Raw genomic sequence first — 21,541 nt, forward strand, 5'->3', positions numbered from 1 at the left:
GCAATCGGACTCCCGTTTTGTGAGACTGTGTCGGTGACCATCGCGGCTACCGTGCTCGCCGTCCTGGCCGGTGCGCACATTCTCGGTAAGTTCACCTTCTTCATGCTGCCGTACCGGCGTCGCCGCGCCGCGCTGGACAAGGCTTACGGCGGTAAGGTCCGGGCGACGGCGAAATCGGATGCGGCGTCACTCATGCTCGCCGCCGCGATGGTGATCGTGCTGTTCCTCGCGGGGGTGAAGCCGGTGAGTTTCCTCATCGGGCTTTGGGTCGGCGCGACGCTGATCCAGCTGTACTTTCACCAGTTCTACGCACCGTTGACCCGCGAGCAGGAACCCCCGTCGCCGGCCGGGCCGATCAAGGTCATGTCGTACGCCATCGAAGCCCGGCCGTGGCGACCGTGGCCTGAAATCCTGATGCTGGTCGCGTTGGTGGCCGCGGCGCTCGTCGCGATGGGCTTCGGCGCGGGGATGTGATCGGCGGGGTTATCCACAACCCGCGGCTTTCCCGATCTGACCGTCAGTGGCATCGGTTACGCTCGAACACATGTTCGATAGCCGGACGCATGAGTACTGGGAGCCACCGCGCTGCGAGCGGTCGCGCGCGCTGGTGGACCGGATGTGTGCGTCATGGCGCTTGGAGGCCCAGGCGGTGGCGGATCGGTTGGACGCCATCGGGGATCTGTTCGAGCTGCGCCGCGCTCAGCGGGGCGAGGAAGCGGACTGGGCGGTGGACACCTGGGCGGCGGTGGGGGCCGAGGTGGCCGCGGCGTTCCGGGTCAGCTTGGCGATGGCCGGCAGCTTCATGCGCTATGCGCTGGCCATGCGCGAGCGGCTGCCGCGGGTGGCGGCGGTGTTTCGGGCCGGCGACATTGGTTTCCGCCTGTTTCAGACCATCGTGTATCGCACCGATCTGATCACCGATGCCGAGGTGCTGGCCGCGGTGGACGCCGAGCTGGCGGCGCGCGCGGCGCGGTGGCCCTCGATGACCCGGGGCCGGCTGGCGGGCGAGGTCGACAAGGTCGTGACGAAGGCCGATGTCGATGCGGTGCGCCGTCGCGAGCAGTGCCAGACCGAGCGCGGGGTGTGGATCGACGATCTCGAGGGGGGCATGTCCGAGATTCACGGCAGCCTGTCCAGCCCGGACGCCCATGCCCTGGAGCGGCGGTTGGACGCGGTCGCGGACACGGTGTGCGCGCATGACCCGCGCAGCCGCGACCAGCGGCGCGCCGACGCGCTGGGGGCGCTGGCGGCCGCAGCCGATCGGCTGGGCTGCCGCTGCGGCCGCCTCGACTGTGCGGCCGGAAAGCGGCCCCCGGCAACGCCGGTCGTCATCCATGTCATCGCCGAGCAGGCCAGCATCCGGGGACACGGGTCGGCTCCGGGCTCGGAGTTGGGTGCCGACGGACTGATCTCTGCCGAGCTGATCGTCGAACTGGCGCGCTCGGCCAAGCTGGTCCCGCTGAGCATCCCCACCCAGCCCGAACAGCGCTACACCCCCTCGACCCGGCTGGCCGACTTCGTACGCTGCCGCGACCTGACCTGCCGGGCGCCGGGGTGTGACCGGCCCGCCGCCGACTGCGACATCGACCACACGATCCCGTACGCCGAGGGCGGCTTGACTCATCCATCCAACCTGAAAGCCCTTTGCCGCCAACATCATTTACTCAAGACGTTCTGGGGCTGGCACGACGAACAGCTGCCCGACGGCACCGTCATCTGGCGGCTCCCCGACGGGCACGGCTACGTCACCACACCCGGTAGCGCGTTGCTGTTCCCCGGCTTGTGCGCGCCCACCGGCGACGTGCCCGCCCCGACACCGCGCGAGCGCTGCGGCCAGCGCACCGCGAGGATGCCCCTCCGCGTCCGCACCCGCGCCCAGAACCGGGCCCACCACGTCGCCGCCGAACGCCGGCGCAACCGTCGGCGCCGACTGGCCACCCAACCGTCACCCGCCGGCCCAGCACCACCGGACGACGATGAACCGCCGCCCTTCTAGGGCCAATGGTCCCTACCCCCGGTGGGTATGCGTGTGACATCGTTCGGGATATGACACAAACTCCTGAAACCAGTGTTGAACATCGCTTGGGCGCGCACAGTCGGCTGGGTCAAGTGGCCGCGTGGGTGGTCATCGTCGCCGGCATCGTGTTCGTCGTCGCGGTGATCTTCTTCTCGGGGCTGCTCCTGGGCTGGTCCTCGGCCCACCACGACGGGTGGCACCACGGGTACGGCCCCGGCCGTGCCGGCACCTGCCCGATGATGGGCCCCGGCGGAATGATGGGTCCGGGCGGCATGATGGGCCCGGGCGGCATGGGTCCGGGCGGCCCGATGGGACCCCAGCAGACGCCCACGCCGCGCCCGTAGGAGAGTTCGCTGTCTGCGCCGGGACCGCCCGCCGGAAGATTGCCCGTTCCTCGGTGGTCACCGGCGCGCGACGGCGGGCATCCGCTGCGGGGCCGGCATTCACTGGCGTACGCATTCGTGCTGTCGTAGTTAGCCAACCGCTCTAGAATGAATCCCTTTGGTGCTGCCCTGCAGCCGGTCGGGATGGGGTTGGTATGAACAGCCGCGCGCGCAGTCGACGTCGGCCGGACGGCCGCCGCCCCCACCGGGCGGCCGCCTTGCTGCGGGCGGCGTGGAGCTGCGCGGCGGCGGCGATCGTGCTGGCGGGCTGCACATCCTTCGTCGACGGGCGCGCGTTGTCGATGCTCAACGACCCGTTCCGGGTGGGCGGCCTGCCCGCGACGAACGGCCCCAGTGGGATCCGCACCAACGCGCCCGACCCGACCGGCACGGTGGTCAACACCGACAACGGCGAGATCGACAAATTGTCGTTGCTGTCGGTCAACGATATCGAGGAATACTGGAAGTCGGTGTACGGCCAATCGCTGAAAGGGCGTTTCGTTCCGGTCGGCAAGATGGTCTCGTACAACTCCAAGGATCCGGCCAGCCCCATCGTTTGCCACAACGACACTTACGAACTCGTCAACGCCTTCTACACGTCGCGGTGCAACCTGATCGCCTGGGACCGCGGGGTGTTCATGCCCGTCGCGCAGCGGTATTTCGGCGACATGTCCGTCAACGGTGTGCTGGCCCACGAATTCGGCCACGCCCTGCAGGCCATGGCGAAGCTGGTGACCAGGCGTGACCCGACGATCGTGCGCGAGCAGCAGGCCGACTGCTTCGCGGGTGTCTACCTGTTCTGGGTGGCCGACGGCAAGTCGCCGCGGTTCACGCTGAGCACCGCCGACGGGCTCGACCACGTGCTGGCGGGCATCATCACCACCCGGGACCCCGTCCTGGACAACGACATCGACAACGACGACGAACATGGGTCGGCCCTGGACCGCGTCAGCGCCTTCCAGATGGGCTTCATCGACGGCGCCCAGGCCTGCGCGGGGATCGACAAGGCGGAAATCGAGCAGCGCCGCGGCGACCTGCCCAACGCGCTGCGGGTCGACACCAGCACCGGGAACCCGGAGACCGGTGAAGTCCCGCTCGACCGGGACACCCTGTCCACCCTGATGGAACTCCTGGGAAAGGTGTTCTCCCCGAAGAATCCGCCCGCGTTGTCCTACCGGGCGGCCGGCTGCCCGGACGCCAAGGCCAGCCCGCCGGCGTCCTACTGCCCGGCCAGCAACACGATCGTCGTCGACCTGCCCAAGCTGGCGGCGATGGGCAAGGTCGCCGACGAGAACGAACAGACCCTGCCGCAGGGCGACGACACCGCGCTCTCGATCGTGATGTCGCGGTACGCGCTGGCCGTGCAGCACGAACGCGGGCTGGCCATGCAGAGCCCGTGGACCGCGCTGCGCACCGCGTGCCTGACCGGCGTGGTGCACCGCAAGATGGCCGAACCCATCGAGTTGTCGTCGCAGAAGCAGTTGCTGCTCACGGCCGGCGATCTCGACGAGGCGGTGGCGGGCTTGCTCACCAACCCCGTCGTCGCCAGTGACGCCGACGGCACCAGCGTGCCGGCCGGTTTCACCCGGATAGCGGCCTTTCGCGGCGGCGTGGCCGGCAACATGGACGCGTGCTACTCCCGCTATCCGGGGTGAGCGAACGGCCGCCCTGTCAGCCGATTTCCGCGAGCCTGGGTATCACCTCGTCGCCGAGGCGGCGGATGAAGCCGACCGGATCCGGGTTACCCGGGAACGGGCCGCCGTTGACCATCTCGACGCCCAGTTCGGCGTAGCGCTCGGCGGTCTTGAGGTAGCCGTCGGGGTCCTCGAAGGGATTCACGAAATGGCCCACGGTCTTGCGGATTTCGCTCGGGTCCCGGCCGACCGTCTCGCAATGGCGGTGCAGCACCTCGATCTTGTGCCCGAGTTCGTCGGCGTCGCTCGTGGTGCTGTTCCAGACGTCGGCGTACTGGGCCACCAGGCGCAGCGTCTTCTTCTCGCCGTTCCCACCGATCAGGATCGGCGGGCGCCGAATCGGTTGGGGTGAACAGATCGTCTCGGCCAGCTGGTAATGCTTGCCGTGGTAGGGCCCGTCGTCGTCGCTCCACATCTGCCGGCAGATCTGCAGCGTCTCTTCGAGCATCTCGAAGCGCTGGCTCACCGGGGGATAGGGGAAGCCGAGGGCGGCGTGCTCGCGGTCGTACCAGGCCGCGCCGAGCCCCAGCATCGAGCGGCCCTGCGACAGGACGTCGAGCGTGGTGACCGCCTTGGCCAGCATCCCCGGATAGCGGTAGGTGACCCCGGTGACCAGCAGGCTCAGGTCGATGCTGGCGGTCTGCCCCGCCAGGAAACCCAGCGACGTGTAGCCCTCGAGGAACGGGTCCTCGGCGCGTCCCACGGCCTCCATCTGAAAGAAATGGTCGGCCAGCGTGAACAGCGTCGCCCCGCCCTGCTCGGCGGCCTTCGCCGCGTCGGCCAGCGTGGGGCCCAGCGCCGCGGGGTCGCCGGGTAGAAAGTCGATGAAGTGTATTGCCAGTTCCATTGCGGCCCTTGCCCTTCTCGTCAATCGGTCAAGCGCTCGAGCAGCGCCAACGCGTCGAGGATGACGCGACGCTCGCGTTCGGAATACCGCTCGTGAATGGCGCGCGCCAGCCACTCCTCCCGGACCTGCCGGTTGCTCTCGGCGCGCCGCCGGCCCGCCGCCGTCAACGAAATCAGTTGTCGCCGACGGTCTTCCGGGTCGGGTGTGCGCGCGATGAGCCCGCGCTGCTCGAGGGCGGCCACTATCGTGGCCATGGACTGTGGACGTACCCGCTCGGCCGAAGCCAGGACGCTCGCCGATGAGGCGCCCTCTTTCCAGAGCCGGTTGAGCACCGCCGTCTGCGACGGACTCAGGTCGTCGTCGGTGGCGAGGTCCTTCAGTCGGCGTCGCAGCCGGCTGACAACCACCCGCAGATCGCGGGCCGCCGCGGCTGCCGATTCGGTGATGCCGTCCACCACACCAGCCTAAATTAGACAGCTGAAACTGTCCAGTCCAGGCTGTCTAATTGCGGCCGAGCAGCTGCAGCGCGGCATCGACCGCCAGTGCGGGCACGTTCAGGGTCTTGGACCGCAGATCGTGTCGCGCGCCGGCGATCTCGACAACGGCGGTCGTGCCGGTGACCAGCGCGGCGGCGGCGCGCAACTCGTCGGGCGTGCCGAAGGGGTCCGACGTCCCGTGCGTAAACACCGTCGGCACCCTGATGTCGGGCAGGTGCTCGGTGCGGGTCCGCTCCGGCTTCCCCGGCGGATGCACCGGGTAGGAGAACAGTGTCAGCATGTCGACTTCAACAGGAAAAGCTTCGCGGGCGGCCACCACCATCGACGTCTGCCGCCCGCCGTAGGAGTGCCCGCCGGCGATCAACGGACCGTCGGCCAGGCCGCGGCACAGCGTGATCGCCTCGACGATCCCGGCGCGGTCGGCGGCCGCCGAGCCTGAAGGTGGGCCGGTGGGCCGGCGTCGCCGGTACGGCAGGTTGTAGCGGACCGCGAGCCAGCCGCGGCGCGCCCATTCGTCGCAAACCTGCTGCAGCAACGGCGAATCCCGGTTGCCACCGGCCCCGTGGGTCAGCACCACCACTCCGGCGGGTTGCCCGTCGGGTTGGTGCGCGACACCGGCGATCGGATCGAGGTGGGGGCACCGCCCGCTTGCGGGGGAGAAGCGGGCGATCATGTCAGCCGGAACAGGGGGGAGACGGGGCCGTGGCCGTGGCCCAGCGGATAGGCGGCGCGCAGGCATTCGGTCACCCATCGCTTCCCGAACCCGACCGCGTCGGGAACCGAGTACCCGTGCGCCAACGCGCACGCCACGGCGGAGGCCAGCGTGTCGCCGCCGCCGTGGTCATTGCCGCCGGGCAGGCGCTCCGAGTCGAACTCGTGGAACCCGGCGCCGTCATAGAGCAGGTCGCAACTGCGGTCGGACGATCGGAGGTGCCCGCCCTTGACCAGCACCCAGCGCGGTCCCAGCGCGTGCAGCGCCTTGGCGGCCGCCCGCTGCGACTCCACGTCCACGACGTCGATGCCGACCAGCAACCGGACCTCGTCGAGGTTGGGCGTCACCAGCGTGGCCAACGGAAACAGTTGGTCGCGAAGGGAATCCAACGCGGACGCCTCCAGCAGCGCGTCACCGTGCATGGACGCGCAGACCGGATCGACGACGAGCGGCACCGTCAGCCGCAACCGCCGCCAGGTGGCCGCGACCGTGTCGACGATGGCCGACGACGCCAGCATCCCGGTCTTGGCGGCATGGACGCCGATGTCGGTGACCACCGCGTCGATCTGGCCGGCGACGACCTCGCCGGGTACCTCGTGAAAGCCGTTGACGCCCAGCGTGTTCTGCACGGTCACCGCGGAGACCGCGACGCAGGCATGCACCCCCAGCAGCGCCATGGTGCGCATGTCGGCCTCGATGCCCGCGCCGCCGCCCGAGTCGGACCCGGCGATCGTCAGCACGCGCAGCGGCGTGGTGCCGGGCGCAGGCAGCGGCAGGTAGCTCACTGGGTGATGGGCAGGTACACCCGGTTGCCGTGCTCGGCGAACTCCTGTGACTTCTCGGCCATCCCGGCCTGCATGGCGGCCTCGATCGCCTCCTCGCTGTCCAGCCCGTGCTCGGCGGCGTAGGCCCGGACGTCGGCGGTGATCCGCATCGAGCAGAACTTGGGCCCGCACATCGAGCAGAAGTGCGCGGTCTTGGCGGGCTCCGCGGGCAGCGTCTCGTCGTGGAATTCCTTGGCGGTGTCCGGGTCCAGCGACAATGCGAACTGGTCGTTCCAGCGGAACTCGAAGCGCGCCTGCGAAAGTGCGTTGTCCCGCTCCTGGGCGTGTGGATGCCCCTTGGCCAGGTCGGCGGAGTGGGCGGCGATCTTGTACGCGATCACCCCGTCCTTGACGTCCTTGCGGTCCGGCAGCCCCAGGTGCTCCTTGGGGGTCACGTAGCACAGCATCGCGGTGCCGGCCTGGGCGATGATCGCCGCGCCGATCGCCGAGGTGATGTGGTCGTAGGCCGGCGCGATGTCAGTGGCGAGCGGGCCCAGCGTGTAGAACGGCGCCTCCTCGCACAGCTCCTCTTCCAGCCGCACGTTCTCGACGATCTTGTGCATCGGGACGTGCCCGGGGCCCTCGATCATCACCTGCGCGCCATGGGATTTCGCGATCTTCGTGAGCTCGCCCAGGGTGCGCAGCTCGGCGAACTGGGCGGCGTCGTTGGCGTCGGCGATCGAGCCGGGCCGCAGGCCGTCACCGAGGGAGAAGGTGACGTCGTAGCGCGCGAAGATGTCGCAGAGCTCCTCGAAGTTGGTGTAGAGGAACGACTCCCGGTGATGCGCCAGGCACCATGCCGCCATGATGGAACCGCCGCGGGACACGATGCCGGTGACCCGTTTGGCGGTCAGGGGGACGTAGCGCAGCAGCACGCCGGCGTGCACGGTCATGTAGTCCACGCCCTGCTCGCACTGCTCGATCACGGTGTCGCGGTAGATCTCCCAGGTCAGCTCCGTGGGATCGCCCTTGACCTTTTCCAGCGCCTGGTAGATCGGCACCGTGCCGACCGGCACGGGGGAGTTGCGCAGGATCCACTCGCGCGTCTCGTGAATGTTCTTCCCGGTGGACAGGTCCATGATGGTGTCCGCGCCCCAGCGGGTGGCCCACACCATCTTGTCGACCTCCTCGGCGATCGAGCTGGTCACCGCCGAGTTGCCGATGTTGGCGTTGACCTTGACCGCGAAGGCCTTGCCGATGATCATCGGCTCGCTCTCGGGGTGGTTGTGGTTGGCCGGGATCACCGCGCGGCCGCGGGCGACCTCGTCGCGCACCAGCTCGGCGGGCACGCCCTCGCGGGCGGAGATGAACGCCATCTCGGCGGTGATCTCCCCGGCCCGGGCCCGCTGCAGCTGGGTGCCGCGGTCGCGGACCACGCCGGCCCGAGCCGGCAGCCCGGCCGTCAGGTCGATCACCGCGTCCGGATCGGTGTAGGGGCCGGAGGTGTCGTACAGGTCGAAGTGGTCGCCGGTGGACAGGTGCACGCGCCGGAACGGAACCTGAAGGCGGGCACCGGTGCCGGGTGCCTCCACCTCGCGGTAGGCCTTGCTGCTGCCCGCGATGGGTCCGGTGGTCACGGCGGCCTCGACGGCTGTGGACAGGACGGGGGTTTGTTCCAAGGTCATTGCTCATCTCCCTACGCCGGCATTACCCGGTCAGGTTCGTACGGTCGACGGCCCCGAGCCGTCCTCTCAGCGCATTGGACGTGCGCTCCCGCGTTGTGGATGGTCCGCACGCGACGTTACCCCCATTTGGCCAGGGTGGTAGCCGGTGGTATCCCCCGGGTGCGAGGATGCAAACGTGCACGAGCAAGGGGAAGCGGACGGGGCGACGCCCGCCGGACCCCGCGGCCGGCAGCTCAGCCCGGTGGAGGCGGTGGCCCGGCATCTGAACGTGGGAACGTTCCGCTTCTGGTTCATCGGTGAGCGCTGGGAGTGGTCCGACGAGGTGGCCAGAATGCACGGCTACGAACCGGGCACCGTGGAGCCGACGACGAAGTTGTTGTTGTCGCACAAGCACCCCGACGACCGCGCGCACGTTCAGGAGGTGCTCGACTACGCGCTGCAGTCGGCGGAGTCGTTCTCCAGCCGGCACCGGTTCATCGACACCGCCGGCAAGGTGCACGACGCAATTGTCGTGGCCGACCGCATGCACGACGAGTCGGGCGCCGTGGTCGGCACCGCGGGGTATTACATCGACCTCACCGATACCTTCGACGAGGCCCGGCAGGAGGTGCTCGACGAGGCGCTGCCGGACCTCTTGGAAAACCGGGCGGCGATCGAACAGGCCAAGGGCGTGCTGATGTACGTCTACCGGGTCAACGCCGAGCAGGCATTTCGCGTGCTGCAGTGGCGGTCGCAGGAGACCAACGTGAAGCTGCGGGCGCTGGCCAGGCAACTGCTCGCCGAGGTGACAACCCTAGACGGTTCGACCGCGGCCCTGCAAAGTCAGTTTGATCACGTGCTGCTCACGGTGCACGAACGGATATCCGCCGAGTCTGCTGGGTAACCAGCGTGATACGTGGGCGCGGCGGCCCGCAAACCGTTAGTGTTCCTAGACACTCGGGGCGGCGATCGCCGCGCATCCGGGCGAGCGGCGAAAGGCATCGAAGGTGTTGGCGGTCGAACACGAGGCACTCGAGGACGCTGTGGTCGTACGCGTTAAGGGCGGCGTCGACTCCAGTACCGTCGATGAGGTAACCGCCCACCTGACCGCCGCGCTCAAGCTGGCCGAGACCCACCCGTCCCGGCTGGTCCTGGTCGACCTGCAAGCGGTCGACTTCTTCGGCAGCGCGGCGCTGAACGCCGTGCTCGACTGTCACGACGCGGGCAAGGAAGCCGGGACGGCGGTCCGGCTGATCGCGGACCACGACCAAGTGCTCCGCCCGATCGAGGTGACCGAACTCGATCGCATCCTCGACATCTACCCCACGCTGCCCGAGGCGTTGCAACACAAGCGACGGCAATGAACCCGGCGCTGCCGGCCGATCTTGCGGCTGCGGTCGGGTTGGGCGGCGAGATGGGGCGCCGGTTCGCCGAATTCGACTGGGACGCCCACCCATTGGGCGCGCCGCGGGACTGGCCGGCCGAGGTGCGGGTGGCCGTGGCCGTCGCCTTGACCTCGCGGTTCCCCATCGTGCTCTGGTTGGGGCCGGGGGATCTGTTCTTGATGTACAACGACGCCTACGCCCAGATCCTGGCGGACAAACATCCGGCCGCCCTGGGCCGCCCGGCGCAGCAGGTCTGGTGGGAGATCTGGCCGCAGATCTCGCCGATGCTGACCAGCGTGATCGACACCGGCGTCGCGACCTGGTCCGACGACCTGATGTTGCCGCTGATGACCGGCGGCCAGTCTCAGGAGCGGTACTTCACGTTCACCTACAGCCCCATCATCGGCGGCGAGGGCGCGGTCACCGCCGTCTTCTGCGCGGTGATCGAAACGACCGACCGGGTGCTGAGCGAGCGGCGGCTCCACCTGCTCAACTCGGTGGCGGCCGCCGTGATGGACGCGCACACCATCGACGACGCGGTGAGCAGCGCCGTCGCCGTGTGCGACGCGCAGCCACCGGATTTGCCGTTCATCGCCGTCTACGTGGCGGGCCCCGGGAAGGGGGCACGCGACAGTGCGCTGCGCGGGGCCACGCCCGCCGTTCGTTCGCTGCTGCCCGGTTCGCTGGCCGAGCTCACGGATTGGGACACGGCGCCACGGGCCCGCGCCGCGCGCGTCATCGGCCGGCTCGAGGACGTAATCCCCGGCATCACGGCGCTTTTCGGCGAGAACTGCCCCCGGCAGGCCCTGGTGTTGCCGCTCGGGGAAACCCTGGGCGGCGGGGCGGTGGTGATCGGGGTGAATCCGCGGCGCCCCCTCGATGCGATGTACCGCGGGTTCTGCCAACTGCTCGCCGACCAGCTTTCCGCGGCGTTCGCCTCGGCGGTCTCCTACGAACAACAGCGGCAGCGGGCCGATGCGCTGGCCGAGATGGACCGGGCGAAGACCGCGTTCCTGACCAACGTCAGCCACGAGTTCCGCACCCCACTGACGCTGCTGCTCGGGCCGCTCGACGATGCGCTGTCCGAGGCGGCGCCGGCGAGCGTGCTGGCCGACCGGCTGAGCACCGCGGGCCGCAACGCGCGCCGCCTGCAGCGCCTGGTCGACTCGTTGCTCGACTTCTCCCGGATCGAGGCCGGCCGCGCCAACGCGAAACTGGCGTGCACCGACGTCGGCGCGCTGACCGCCCACATCGCGTCGTCCTTCACGGAGCTGTGCCACCGGGCCGGGCTCGACCTCGTGGTGGACTGCGCGCCGGTGCTGGCCGATGTCGACCCGGGCATGTGGGAGACGATCATCCTCAACCTCCTGTCGAACGCGGTCAAATACACGCTGCGCGGCTCGATCTCGGTCGAGGTGCGCGCCGAGCCGGGCCACTGCGTCGTCACCATGCGCGACACCGGGGTGGGGATCGCCGCCGAGGACCTGGACCGCCTGTTCGACCGCTTCTACCGGGCCGACAACTACCGCGGCCGCAGCGTCGAGGGCACCGGGATCGGCCTCTCGCTGGTGCGCGGGCTCGTCGAGCTGCACGACGGGACCGTCGGCATCTCCAGCGAACTGGACCGCGGGACGACGGTGACCATCCGGCTGCCGCAATCGATCGGCACGCCGGCCGGCCAGTCACCCGCCGGCCTGCTGGACGAGACCAACCCCTACGTGGCGGAGGCCCGGCAGTGGCTGACGCCGGTCGACCAACCCGACGGGGCGACGGCGGTTCCCGAGAGGTCGCGCCCGCTGGTGTTGATCGCGGACGACAACGCCGACATGCGGGACCATCTCGACCGGGTGCTGTCGGCCCAATGGGAGACCGTCCTGGCCGCGGACGGGGAGTCGGCGCTCGCGGCGGCCAGGACCTTGCGCCCCGACGCGATCGTCACCGACGTCATGATGCCGGGCATCGACGGCTTCGGACTGGTGGCGGCCATCCGCGCCGACCCGGAACTGGCGGCCACACCGGTCCTGATGCTGTCCGCGCGGGCCGGGGTGGAGGCGGTCGACGAGGGCTACGCCGCCGGGGCCGACGACTACCTGCCCAAGCCGTTCCGGTCCCAGGAGCTCGTCGACCGGGTGAAGTCGCGGCTGTCCGCGGTGGCCCGCGAGCGCGATCGCCAGCGCCGCGCGGCGGCCTCGGACCTGGTGCAGCTCGACTCCGCGCTGCAGGCCTCCGACTCGGTCGCCGGGATCCTGGACGCGTTGCTGGAATCCTCGTTCGGCTCGGCCGATGCCGCCACCGTCACCATCGGCGTCCTCGACGGCGAACGCCACATCCGGTTCGAGTACGCCGGCCACCTGCCCGGGGAACTGCGCGACCGCTACCACGTGACCGGGCTGGACTCCCCGGTGGTGGGCGCCGACGTCGTGCGCACCGGCGAGTCGATGGTCATCACCGACACCTTCGACCTGCCCCCGCGCTACGAGCACGCGGTGCACGACACCGCCGCCAGCGTCCGCGCGTGCGTCGCCCACCCGTTGCGGGACCCCTCGGGCCGCGTCGTCGGAATGCTGGGCCTGCTGTGGTCCACGCCGCGCCAGTTCGATGCCGCCGAACTCGACGTGTTCGGTCGCATGGCGGAGCTGACGTCCTCGGCCCTGGACCGGGTCCGCGTGATGGAGCGCGAGCACCGCATCGCCGTCGACTTCCAGGAGCACCTGCTGGATCTGGATCGGGGATCGACGGCCGCGGTGGTGGCCGCCGTGTACGAGCCCGCCGGTGAGGCGATGCGGGTCGGCGGCGACTGGTATTCGGTCACGCCGCTGGACCGCGGCGGCCGGGTCGCGATCTCGGTCGGCGACGTCGTCGGCCACGGGTTGCCCGCGGCGATCGTGATGAGCCGGCTGCGCGCCGCGGTGGCGGCCTCGGCCCTCACCGCGGGCGAACCGGGCGCGGTGCTGGGCGCGCTGGACCGGTACGGGGCCAGCGTCGCCGGGGCGCGCTGCGCGACGGTGGCCTACGCCCTGATCGAGGCCGAGCCGGACACCGGCTGCGCCACCGTCAACTACAGCTGCGCCGGACACCCCTATCCCTTGCTGGTCTTGCCCGATCGTCGCGCGATCTTCCTGACGGCCGGCCGGCGTCTCCCGGTCGCCATCAAGGAACACGATGCGCAAAGCTATCCGGCCGACGCCACCGCGACGGCGAACATGCCGCCGGGCAGCCTGATCCTGCTCTACACCGATGGACTGGTCGAGCGCGCCGGCGAGACGCTCGACCGGGGGCTGGCCCGGCTCAGGGCCGCGGCCGCCGAATGCGCCGACCTGCCGGTCGAGACCATCTGCAAAGAGCTGCTGTCCCGGCTGGCGCCGCCCACCGGCTACCGTGACGACGTCGTCGTGCTGGCGCTGCGTACGAGTCACGAGGCCCCGGGCAGCTTCGCCACCGTGGTGACGGCCGCTTCGGGTCAGATTCCCGTCGTGCGCGAGCGGCTACGCGCATGGCTGTCCCGAATCGGCGTCGCCCCGAAACGCGAGCTGGACATCCTGCTGGCGACCGGCGAAGCCGTGACCAACGCGATCGAGCACGGCAGTGACGGCGAGCCCCGCCGGACCGTCTCCGTCGAGGCCTTTGCGCACCAGCGGACGGTCGCGGTCACGGTCAGCGACACCGGGCGGTGGGCGGGCGATTCCTCGGCCAGCCTGCGCAGCCGGCGCCGCGGCCGCGGTCTTTCCCTGATCGGCGGGCTGGCCGACCACGTCGACACCCTCCGCACGCTCGCCGGCACCCGGGTCACGCTGCGCTTCGACCAGGTTCGCTAGGCCTCCTCCATGGCCTCGCCGAGCTCCTCCAAGACCTTGTTGTGGTGGTTGCTGGCCAGCAGGTGTCCGGCGGCGATGACGACGGCCACCGGCCAGTCGATGAGTTCCAGTGCCGCCAGGGCGGCCAGGCCCCCGAAATAGGCCAGCTGTTCGGGCCGGGGAATCTCCATCTGCCCGAGCACCGGCAGGTTCACGTGAAAGGTTTCGCCCTCGCGGATCTTCTGCACCGCCTCGCGCTGCGTCGTCCCTCTGCGCGACTTCTTTTCCGCCATCATTTGCCTTTCAGTAACGGAGGGTTTGCCGACCCGCCGGGTACTCCGGCCACCGTCGGACCTATGTCGACGATGACAGACACCGGGGGCGATCCGCTGGTTTCATCTATTGCTGTGGTGCTGAAGGTGCCGTTACTGGAACTCTATGCGCTGCTGTGGCGGGTCGGGGTCGTCGAGGTTCGCCCGCCGGGGCGGGTGCATCGGCAGGTCTGTCCGGACCCGTCAGCGCACGATTCAGCACACCGATCGCCACGGTCGCCGCGGCAGCGGATCCCAGCCCCTGCGCCCAGCCGACCGGACCCAGCGGTGTGCATCCCAGCAGTTGGCTGACCGCCGGGATACTGATCAGCGTCCCCATTGCGGCCAGCGAGCCCGCCGCGGTGACCACCACCAACGGGGCATGTGAGTCCAGCAGCGTCTGACCCAGCTCGGCGCCCACCAGGGCGACCAGCGCGACGGTGGACGCCCGTTGCGGGCGGCCGGTGACGCTGCCCATCGCCCATGCCGCCGTGGTCGCGGCGGCCGTCGTGACGCCGCGGATGGCGACGGCACGCCACAGCGCGGGCTGGTCGGGGCCCCGGATGCCGGGGTCGACCGGGCCGCTGGGCTTGCTCACCGCCAGCGCCGCCGCCGGCAGCGCGTCGGTCATCATGTTCACCAACAGCAGCTGCCGCGTGTTCAGCGGCGAGGTCCCGGTGATCGCGCTGCCGACGATGGCGAACAACACCTCGCCGGCATTGCCGCCCAGCAGCACCGACACGGCCGCCTGCACCCGCTGCCAGAGCTGGCGGCCCTCCTCGATGGCGTTGCGCAGGCCCTCGATGCGGGCGTCGACCAGCACCACGTCGGCCGCCATGTGCGCCGGGTCGCTCCCGCCGGCGACGACGCCGATGCCGACCGTGGCGGCCCGGATGGCCGCCGCATCGTTCGCCCCGTCGCCGACCATCGCGGTGCGCACGCCCGCGCTCTCCAGCGTCTGAACGACCTGGACCTTGTTCTCCGGCGTCATCCGGGCGAAGATCACCCGCTCGGTCACGACGCGCTCTTGATCCTTGCGCGACAACGCGTCCCATTCGGCGCCGCTGATCACCTGTCCGGCGGGCACGCTCATCCCGAGTTCCTCGGCGATGGCCTTCGCGGTGATCGGATGGTCGCCGGTGATCAGCTTGACGCCCACCGAAAGCCGGCGCAGATCCGCCAGCAGCCCGGCCGCCTCGGCGCGGGGGGTGTCGGACAAGCCCAGGAACCCGGTGAGGGTCAGCCCGTCGCCGGCGAAGTCGGCGATGTCGTCGGGCTCGTGCCGGATGGCCCGCGCCTGGGCGGGGCTCAGCTGCCGGCGCGCCACCGCGATCACCCGCAGGCCGCTGCTTGCCATGTGAGCGACGGTCTCCTCCATGGCGGGGCTCACGTCCCCGCAGGCGGCCAACACCACTTCGGGGGCACCCTTGACGGCCAGCTCGGTGTCCGTCACGGAGGCGGAGAAGGATCGGCCGGAGCGGAACGGCAGGTGCGCGACGGGTGCGGTCGCGTTGTGGCCATTGACGGCCGAAGCGGCCCCCAATGCGGCCGAGGCGGCCTCCACGATGGCGACGTCGGTGGCGTGCACGTGCGGCTCGCCGTTGGACGGCGGCGCGGCGTGCGCGGCGCAGAGCAACACCTCGTCGCACGAACTTCCTTGCACCGCAACCACTTCGACCACCCGCAGCCGGTTCTGGCTGAGCGTCCCGGTCTTGTCGAAGCAGACCACGTCGATGCGGCCGAGCGCCTCCACCGAACGCGGGACGCGGACCAGCGCGCCGAACCGGGTCAGCCGCCGTGCCGACGCGGCCTGCGCCAGGGTCGCCACCAGCGGCATCCCCTCGGGAACCGCCGCGACGGCGATGGCGATCCCGCTGGCGACCGCCTGACGCAGGACCGACCCTCGCAACAGCCCCAGCGCGCCGACCAGCGTGCCGCCGGTCATGCTGACCGGGAAGGCCCGGTTGGTGAGCTGGCTGAGCTGGTGCTGCAGACCGACGTCGGAGGACAGGTCGCCCGACACCAGTTCGGCGGCACGGCGTTCCTGCGTGTCGGCCCCGACCGCGGTCACCACCGCCACCGCGGTGCCCGCCACCATGGTCGTCCCGGCGTACAGCATGCAGCGGCGTTCGGCGAGGGTGGCGCCGGGCGTCGGCTCGACCTGCTTCTCCACCGACAGCGACTCACCGGTCAGCGTCGACTCGTCGACCTCGACGTCGACTTCCTCGATGATCCGGGCGTCGGCGGGCACCACCTCGTGGGTGCGCACCTCGATGACGTCACCGGGCTGCAGCTGCGCCGCGATGACCTCGGTGTACACCCGCTCCCCGTCCACGTCGGACACCACCTTGCGGGCGGGTGGGATCTGTTGTGCCAGAAGATGATTGAGCCGGTTCTCGGCGCGCAGCCGCTGGCTCGCGGCGAGCATGGAGTTGCCGGTCAGCACCGAGAACACCAGGACGGCGTCGACCGGCGAGCCGAGCACCGCGCTGGCCGCCGAGCCGAGCGCCAGCACCGGGGTCAGCGGGTCGGTCAACTCGGCGCGCACGGCGCCCAGGAACTGCAGCACGGCGTGCGCGCGGGTTTCGGGCTGCGCCGCCCCCAGGGTGGCCAGCGCGAGCGCCCTGGGATCGCCGGCGGGCTCCGAGTCGGGCGGCGGCAACGCCCTGCGGACATGCTCGGCCGCCATCGCGTGCCATTCCTGAACGGGAGCCGGGCGCGGCGCGTCCGCCCGGATGATGCCGCGCGCCAGCAGATATCCCGACAACAGGCCGGCCGCCGCCCCGCTGGTCACCGGTCCGCGCCCGATACCGCGGACGCCGGGGATCATCAGCAGCGAACCCATCGCCGTTGCGCCGGCGGAGATCCCGACGCCGCGTTGGGCGGCGGCCCGCGCCGCCGGGAGCGCGTGCAGCACCCGCCAGGCCGCCGCGAGGTCGGGCAGCATCAGGTCGGCGTACCACGGCGGCGGGCCGTCCCCCGGCTCGGGCATCATGCCCAGCGCCACGTCGGCCGACCAAACCGCTTGCGCGCCGGCCGAAGACAGCACCGCGACCGTGCGGCCCGCCTCCTGCAGAGCCGTGACGGCACCGGCCAGCGCGTCGTCGATGGAGCCCCGCTCCAGCGGCCTGATGTCGTCGAACGCCGGCCGCAATTCGCCCAGCGAGTCGTCCTCGACGGAAACCAGTTCGGCCTTCGTCCGGTGCGCCTCGGCGACGACGGCCGACGCCAACGGGTCATGCGTGAAGCAGAACAGCGCCTCCACTTCGCCATTCGGCTTACTGGCCGAGATCCCGGGCACCGGGTGCCAGCCGGGACGTAGGCGCTGGTTTTCCAGCATCAGCTGGGCGCGCGACCACGCCGCGGGCAGCTCGGCCTCCTTCGCGCCGCGGATGATCGACACCCGCAGGCTGCGGGTGCACAACACCCGGGGGTCGACGACGATCGCGTCCACCCGGTCCAGGCGGCGCAGCGCCTCCGGGCGCAACGACAGCACCGCGTGCCGCTCGGCCAGCCCCTGGCCGAGCGCGGCGGCGAAGGCCTCCGGGGTGGTGCGGTTGGCCGCCGGGGTGGTCACCAGGACGGCCAGGGCCGCCTGGTGCAGGTTGCGGGTGGTGGCGCCGACGATCCCGGCACTGACGGCCTGAACCAGTGCGAATCGATGTCCATAGTGGTCGGCGGGCCGGCCGCGCGGCGGCTTCGACGCCGCGGACGGGTCGGTGTGCGGGTGATCGGCGTGGCCGGCGAGCTGCGGCTCGTGGCGGACCCACGCGCGCGCCTCCGCGCGGCATTCGGCGGCTTTCAGCGACTGCATCAGCAGGCCGACCGACAACGACGCGGGGGACAGGGTGACGGTTTCCGCGGCCGTCACCGCCAGCGCCAGCACGGTGTCGGTGGCGGGCCGGCCGATGCGGTCCTCCAGCAGGCGGCGCAGCCACGGCTGGTAGTCGAGGGCCACCACGCCCGCCAGGACGCCGATGGGCATGCGCGGCCAGCGCAGGGCCCGGCCGGTGAGGGCGACGCCCAGCCCGGCCGCGCTGGCGGCCGCGGTGGCGGCGCGGGTGGCCAGCACCACGCCGTCGCCCGGCAGGCTCGTCGGGGGCGCCGACGGCTTCGCGGGGGCCCTTGCCCCGCAACGCTTCTCGGCGGCATCGACGACGCGGCACAGGTCGCGCAGCGACGTCTCCGCGTCGCCGATGGTGATCACCACCCGCGACAGCGGGTAGTTCAGGGCGGCCGACGCCACCCCGGGCTGGGCCAGCACCGCGTGCAGGACCGTGCGCCCCAAGTCGTCGCCGCCAGCGCCGTCCAGCCCGCGCACCTCGATCCAGGCGCGGTCCCGGCCGCGCCAGCACCGTCGGGTCAGTGTCGCCGGCGTGCCCCCGGGCAGCTCGCCCGAGATCGCCCGCGCGCCCTCGCGCAGCGGAATCGCGGCGATGGTGATGCCGGACTCGACCAGCGAGGTGGTCGCCTGGATGCCGGTCGCGACGGCGCGCAACGGCAAGGATTGCCGTATTGCGGTCGCAATGGCCAAAGCGTTGTCGAGGGGTCGCGTCAGTTGGTGCTACGCAACTCGGCGCTGCCGGCCCGTCTCCCCGCTGCCTTCTTGGCGGTCGACTTGGCGGCCGCCTTTTGCGGCGCCGCCTTCTGTGGCGCCGGTTCCACCGGCACCGCCTTGAGGCTGGCCTTGGTGGACTTGGCGGGTTCGTGCTTGCGGCTCAGCCGCTGCAACAACAGGGCGCTGCCACCGACCGCGAGCACCACCGGCCACTCGACCAGCCCCGCGACGCCAAGCGCGCCGAAGGCCACCGCGGCCGCGGGCGCCGAATGGCTGCCGCTGCTCATGCCCTTCTTGATGCCCTCGGCGGCGCCGGTGACGCCTCCGATGACCCCGTTGACCGCCGCGCCACCCACTGCGCCGGCGGCCGCGGTCGTCGTGGTCGCCACGCGACTCACCGCCTGACCCACGCCCCGAACCGCTCCGCCGATGACACTCATGCTGACTCCCTGACTTCCTGTCCATGCCGCGAATTCCGCGTCGCGCGCGAGGTGTACCCGCCTGAACGCATCGTTAACAGCAAAAAAACATTGTATCTGCTTCTAACAGAAGAAAGCCTGCCATCTTGCAAACGCGCAGACAACGCACCACCGGATGCAATTTGAATTAGGCAGGCCTTATGTCGATCAGCACAGGTGCGTGATCGCTGGCGGCCTTGCCCTTGCGCTCGTCGCGGACGATCTGGGCATCCGTGACGCGGTGGGCCAATTCCGGGGAGGCGAGGATGAAGTCGATGCGCATGCCCTGCCGTTTCGGGAAGCGCAGCTGGGTGTAGTCCCAGTAGGTGTAGACGCCGGGCCCGGGCGCGAAAGGCCTTACCACGTCCGAGAATTGGGCGTCGACGATGGCGTCGAACGCGCGGCGCTCCGGCTCGGAGACATGCGTGGCGCCGGCATAGAATTCGGTGCTCCACACGTCATCGTCGGTCGGGGCGATGTTCCAGTCGCCGGCCAGCGCGATCTGGGCGGTGGGATCGTCGCGCAGCCACCCGGCGGCCGTATCACGCAGCGCGGCAAGCCACTCCAGCTTGTAGAAGTAATGCGGATCGCCCACCGCGCGGCCGTTGGGCACGTAAAGGCTCCAGACCCGGACCCCGTCGCAGGTGGCGCCGAGCGCGCGGGCCTCGGCCGTCGCGGCCACCTCCGGCTTGCTGCTCCAGCTGGGCTGGCCGTCGAAGCCGACCTGCACGTCGTCGAGGCCCACCCGGGAGGCGATCGCCACGCCGTTCCATTGGTTGAAGCCGACGTGCGCCACCTCGTAGCCGAGTTCGAAGAACGGCAGCGCGGGAAATTGGCTGTCGGAGCATTTGGTCTCCTGCATGGCCAGCACGTCGACGTCGGCGCGGGCCAGCCAGTCGACGACACGGGGCAGGCGGCTGCGAATCGAATTCACGTTCCAGGTGGCCAGCCGCAGCGGCGATCGCAAGCGCGGCGAAGCCGGGCGCTGCGGGTCGCCGCCATCAGTCAGCGGCGATCGCAAGCGCGGCGAAGCCGGGCGCTGCGGGTCGCCGCCATCAGTCATCGCTAGACGGTATCCCAGGCCGGCGAGCGCGCCGGGAAATAGCGGCGGCGATGATGCGCGCGGAAGCCGAGCGCCTCGGCCAGCGCCATCGACCCGGTGCCGGGCGCGACCAGGTAGCCGCGGGTCGCGCCGCGCGCGGCGGCCCACGCCAACAGCGCTTCGCACGCGGCCGTGGTGGCGTGGTCGTCGGCGGGGCCCGTCGCCGTCAGGCCCACCCAGCGCGTGCCGTCGGGCGCGTCGGTCACGGCCGCGCGCGCGAGCGCCGTGTCCTCGGGGTCGGCTTCGGGCGGGGCCGCAGCGGACAGGTCGCGCACCCAGACGCGCTCGGTGTGTTCGGCGTTCAGCCCCGCCGGCGTCGGCAACAGGCGATCCGGAATCATCAGCCGCGCGGTCAACCCGCGCGCCTCATACCAGGCCGCGATGGCCGCGACGGTTCCGGCGTGCGCCGAAACATCAAGCGGCACGGCGTAATCGACGCCGCCACCGGCGCGCAGCAGCCAGCCCTCGAGCCAGGCCCGTTCCGCGCCGGGCGCGGCCGCGGCGGCCGCGTGCTCGAGTGCCCGGATCTCGGACGTGCGGACCGGCGCGTCGGTCAGCACCCGCAGTGCGACCACGTCGCCGGCCGCCACCTCGACGACCGCGCCCGTCTTGGTCCGCACCCGCACCGACGGCTCGACCGCCAGCAGGTGTCCCACCGCGTCGGTCAGCGGGGGCACCGAACCGGCGGGGCGCCGGTAGCGAAGCGTCACCCGCGTGCCCGGGTCCGGCCACGAGATCATCAGTGACCGAAGGGGTCCGGTCCTTCGCCGGGCATCCACGACAGGCCGGGAACGCCCCACCCGTGCGCCTTGACGGCGCGCTTGGCGCTGCGCGCGTGGCGGCCGACGAGGCGGTCCAGGTACAGGAAGCCATCCAGGTGGCCGGTCTCGTGTTGCAGCATGCGCGCGAACAGGCCGGTGCCCTCGAGTTCGACCGGCCGGCCGTCGGCGTCCAGACCCCTGACCCGCGCCCAGGTGGCGCGGCCGGTGGGAAAGGACTCGCCCGGGACCGACAGGCAACCCTCGTCGTCGGTGTCGGGATCGGGCATCGTCTCGGGCACTTCGGAGGTTTCCAGCACCGGGTTGACGACCACGCCGCGGCGGCGGTCGGTCCTGCCGCGGTCGTCGGCGCAGTCGTAGACGAAGACCCGCAGCCCGACCCCGATCTGGTTGGCGGCCAGGCCCACTCCGTGCGCGGCGTCCATGGTGTCGTACATGTCGGCGATCAGCTCACGCAGGTCCGCCGGCAGCGAACCGTCGGCGCCCACGGGCACCGGCTGGGTCGGGGTGTGCAGGACCGGATCGCCGACGATCCGGATCGGTACGACTGCCATGGTCGGCTAAGCTACCGCACGC

18 protein-coding genes, 1 pseudogene and 1 riboswitch are annotated in these 21,541 nt (G+C 70.9%); of the genes and pseudogenes, 8 read left to right on the plus strand and 11 right to left on the minus strand.

Going from position 1 to position 21,541, the window contains the following annotated elements:
* Positions 1 to 33: 33 nt before the first annotated feature.
* From AWC03_RS12295 to AWC03_RS12310, 4 genes are all read left to right on the plus strand, one after another.
* Positions 34 to 474, plus strand: a complete 441-nt coding sequence (locus AWC03_RS12295; RefSeq protein WP_141659167.1) for a hypothetical protein — start codon at positions 34 to 36, stop codon at positions 472 to 474.
* 70 nt (positions 475 to 544) lie between these two features.
* Entirely contained in the window at positions 545 to 1,996 is a 1,452-nt protein-coding gene (locus AWC03_RS12300; RefSeq protein WP_085240746.1) for an HNH endonuclease signature motif containing protein, read from the plus strand.
* A 113-nt stretch (positions 1,997 to 2,109) separates the two neighbouring features.
* A complete protein-coding gene (locus AWC03_RS12305; protein WP_208859332.1) occupies positions 2,110 to 2,361 on the plus strand; it encodes a hypothetical protein in 252 nt (83 codons plus the stop codon).
* A 194-nt stretch (positions 2,362 to 2,555) separates the two neighbouring features.
* On the plus strand, positions 2,556 to 4,055 hold the full coding sequence (locus tag AWC03_RS12310; RefSeq protein ID WP_142278377.1) for a neutral zinc metallopeptidase: 1,500 nt from the start codon (positions 2,556 to 2,558) through the stop codon (positions 4,053 to 4,055).
* Positions 4,056 to 4,071: 16 nt separating this feature from the next.
* Here AWC03_RS12310 and AWC03_RS12315 read toward each other — a convergent pair whose 3' ends face one another.
* From AWC03_RS12315 to thiC, 5 genes are all read right to left on the minus strand, one after another.
* Complete coding sequence (locus tag AWC03_RS12315; RefSeq protein ID WP_085240749.1) at positions 4,072 to 4,941, minus strand: LLM class F420-dependent oxidoreductase; 870 nt, start codon at positions 4,939 to 4,941, stop codon at positions 4,072 to 4,074.
* 20 nt (positions 4,942 to 4,961) lie between these two features.
* Positions 4,962 to 5,396: a MarR family transcriptional regulator gene (locus AWC03_RS12320; protein WP_085240936.1), complete on the minus strand. Its 435-nt coding sequence runs from the start codon at positions 5,394 to 5,396 to the stop codon at positions 4,962 to 4,964.
* 46 nt (positions 5,397 to 5,442) lie between these two features.
* On the minus strand, positions 5,443 to 6,111 hold the full coding sequence (locus AWC03_RS12325) for an alpha/beta hydrolase family protein (protein WP_085240750.1): 669 nt from the start codon (positions 6,109 to 6,111) through the stop codon (positions 5,443 to 5,445).
* Positions 6,108 to 6,935 carry a bifunctional hydroxymethylpyrimidine kinase/phosphomethylpyrimidine kinase gene (gene thiD / locus AWC03_RS12330; protein ID WP_085240751.1) on the minus strand — a complete coding sequence of 276 codons (828 nt, stop codon included), beginning with the start codon at positions 6,933 to 6,935 and terminating at the stop codon, positions 6,108 to 6,110. Before thiD ends, AWC03_RS12325 begins: the two co-directional genes overlap by 4 nt.
* Positions 6,932 to 8,599, minus strand: a complete 1,668-nt coding sequence (gene thiC, locus AWC03_RS12335) for a phosphomethylpyrimidine synthase ThiC (RefSeq protein WP_420845671.1) — start codon at positions 8,597 to 8,599, stop codon at positions 6,932 to 6,934. Before thiC ends, thiD begins: the two co-directional genes overlap by 4 nt.
* A riboswitch (TPP riboswitch) is annotated at positions 8,591 to 8,701 on the minus strand. (Overlaps the previous gene by 9 nt.)
* A gap of 139 nt (positions 8,702 to 8,840) precedes the next feature.
* Between thiC and AWC03_RS12340 the strand changes: the two genes are divergently transcribed.
* From AWC03_RS12340 to AWC03_RS12350, 3 genes are all read left to right on the plus strand, one after another.
* Positions 8,841 to 9,482, plus strand: coding sequence for a PAS and ANTAR domain-containing protein (locus AWC03_RS12340; protein WP_244275253.1), 642 nt, complete (start codon positions 8,841 to 8,843; stop codon positions 9,480 to 9,482).
* 103 nt (positions 9,483 to 9,585) lie between these two features.
* On the plus strand, positions 9,586 to 9,942 hold the full coding sequence (locus tag AWC03_RS12345; RefSeq protein WP_085240753.1) for an STAS domain-containing protein: 357 nt from the start codon (positions 9,586 to 9,588) through the stop codon (positions 9,940 to 9,942).
* The gene (locus tag AWC03_RS12350) at positions 9,939 to 13,778 is read left to right on the plus strand and encodes a SpoIIE family protein phosphatase (RefSeq protein ID WP_085240754.1); all 3,840 of its coding nucleotides are present in this window, start codon (positions 9,939 to 9,941) and stop codon (positions 13,776 to 13,778) included. Before AWC03_RS12345 ends, AWC03_RS12350 begins: the two co-directional genes overlap by 4 nt.
* Here AWC03_RS12350 and AWC03_RS12355 read toward each other — a convergent pair.
* Positions 13,775 to 14,050: a hypothetical protein gene (locus tag AWC03_RS12355; protein ID WP_090421510.1), complete on the minus strand. Its 276-nt coding sequence runs from the start codon at positions 14,048 to 14,050 to the stop codon at positions 13,775 to 13,777. The genes AWC03_RS12350 and AWC03_RS12355 overlap by 4 nt on opposite strands.
* 63 nt (positions 14,051 to 14,113) lie before the next feature.
* Between AWC03_RS12355 and AWC03_RS28225 the strand changes: the two are divergent.
* Positions 14,114 to 14,191: pseudogene (locus AWC03_RS28225) on the plus strand (hypothetical protein); the annotation flags it as partial.
* On the opposite strand, the gene AWC03_RS28230 reads toward AWC03_RS28225, so the two are convergent.
* From AWC03_RS28230 to AWC03_RS12380, 5 genes are all read right to left on the minus strand, one after another.
* Positions 14,157 to 18,572, minus strand: coding sequence for an HAD-IC family P-type ATPase (locus tag AWC03_RS28230; protein WP_090420192.1), 4,416 nt, complete (start codon positions 18,570 to 18,572; stop codon positions 14,157 to 14,159). The pseudogene AWC03_RS28225 and the gene AWC03_RS28230 overlap by 35 nt on opposite strands.
* Before the next feature lie 50 nt (positions 18,573 to 18,622).
* Positions 18,623 to 19,066 carry a hypothetical protein gene (locus AWC03_RS12365; protein ID WP_085240757.1) on the minus strand — a complete coding sequence of 148 codons (444 nt, stop codon included), beginning with the start codon at positions 19,064 to 19,066 and terminating at the stop codon, positions 18,623 to 18,625.
* A gap of 166 nt (positions 19,067 to 19,232) precedes the next feature.
* Positions 19,233 to 20,039 (minus strand): exodeoxyribonuclease III, encoded by an 807-nt coding sequence (locus tag AWC03_RS12370; protein ID WP_085240940.1) that lies wholly within the window; start codon positions 20,037 to 20,039, stop codon positions 19,233 to 19,235.
* A gap of 110 nt (positions 20,040 to 20,149) precedes the next feature.
* A complete protein-coding gene (locus tag AWC03_RS12375) occupies positions 20,150 to 20,926 on the minus strand; it encodes a GNAT family N-acetyltransferase, cg3035/Rv0428c family (RefSeq protein WP_085240758.1) in 777 nt (258 codons plus the stop codon).
* A complete protein-coding gene (locus AWC03_RS12380) occupies positions 20,926 to 21,519 on the minus strand; it encodes a peptide deformylase (RefSeq protein ID WP_085240759.1) in 594 nt (197 codons plus the stop codon). The genes AWC03_RS12375 and AWC03_RS12380 overlap by 1 nt, the downstream gene beginning before the upstream one ends.
* Positions 21,520 to 21,541: the final 22 nt, after the last annotated feature.

The organism is Mycobacterium europaeum (assembly GCF_002102155.1).
Classification (GTDB): Bacteria; Actinomycetota; Actinomycetes; order Mycobacteriales; family Mycobacteriaceae; genus Mycobacterium; species Mycobacterium europaeum.

What these genes read in the sequence shown, in the direction of transcription:
- AWC03_RS12300 (WP_085240746.1), top strand. Translation starts at nt 545, where the DNA reads ATGTTCGATAGCCGGACGCATGAGTACTGGGAGCCACCGCGCTGCGAG.
- AWC03_RS12310 (WP_142278377.1), top strand. Translation starts at nt 2,556, where the DNA reads ATGAACAGCCGCGCGCGCAGTCGACGTCGGCCGGACGGCCGCCGCCCC.
- AWC03_RS12315 (WP_085240749.1), bottom strand. Translation starts at nt 4,941, where the DNA reads ATGGAACTGGCAATACACTTCATCGACTTTCTACCCGGCGACCCCGCG.
- AWC03_RS12325 (WP_085240750.1), bottom strand. Translation starts at nt 6,111, where the DNA reads ATGATCGCCCGCTTCTCCCCCGCAAGCGGGCGGTGCCCCCACCTCGAT.
- thiC (WP_420845671.1), bottom strand. Translation starts at nt 8,599, where the DNA reads ATGACCTTGGAACAAACCCCCGTCCTGTCCACAGCCGTCGAGGCCGCC.
- AWC03_RS12350 (WP_085240754.1), top strand. Translation starts at nt 9,939, where the DNA reads ATGAACCCGGCGCTGCCGGCCGATCTTGCGGCTGCGGTCGGGTTGGGC.
- AWC03_RS12355 (WP_090421510.1), bottom strand. Translation starts at nt 14,050, where the DNA reads ATGGCGGAAAAGAAGTCGCGCAGAGGGACGACGCAGCGCGAGGCGGTG.
- AWC03_RS12365 (WP_085240757.1), bottom strand. Translation starts at nt 19,066, where the DNA reads ATGAGTGTCATCGGCGGAGCGGTTCGGGGCGTGGGTCAGGCGGTGAGT.
- AWC03_RS12375 (WP_085240758.1), bottom strand. Translation starts at nt 20,926, where the DNA reads ATGATCTCGTGGCCGGACCCGGGCACGCGGGTGACGCTTCGCTACCGG.
- AWC03_RS12380 (WP_085240759.1), bottom strand. Translation starts at nt 21,519, where the DNA reads ATGGCAGTCGTACCGATCCGGATCGTCGGCGATCCGGTCCTGCACACC.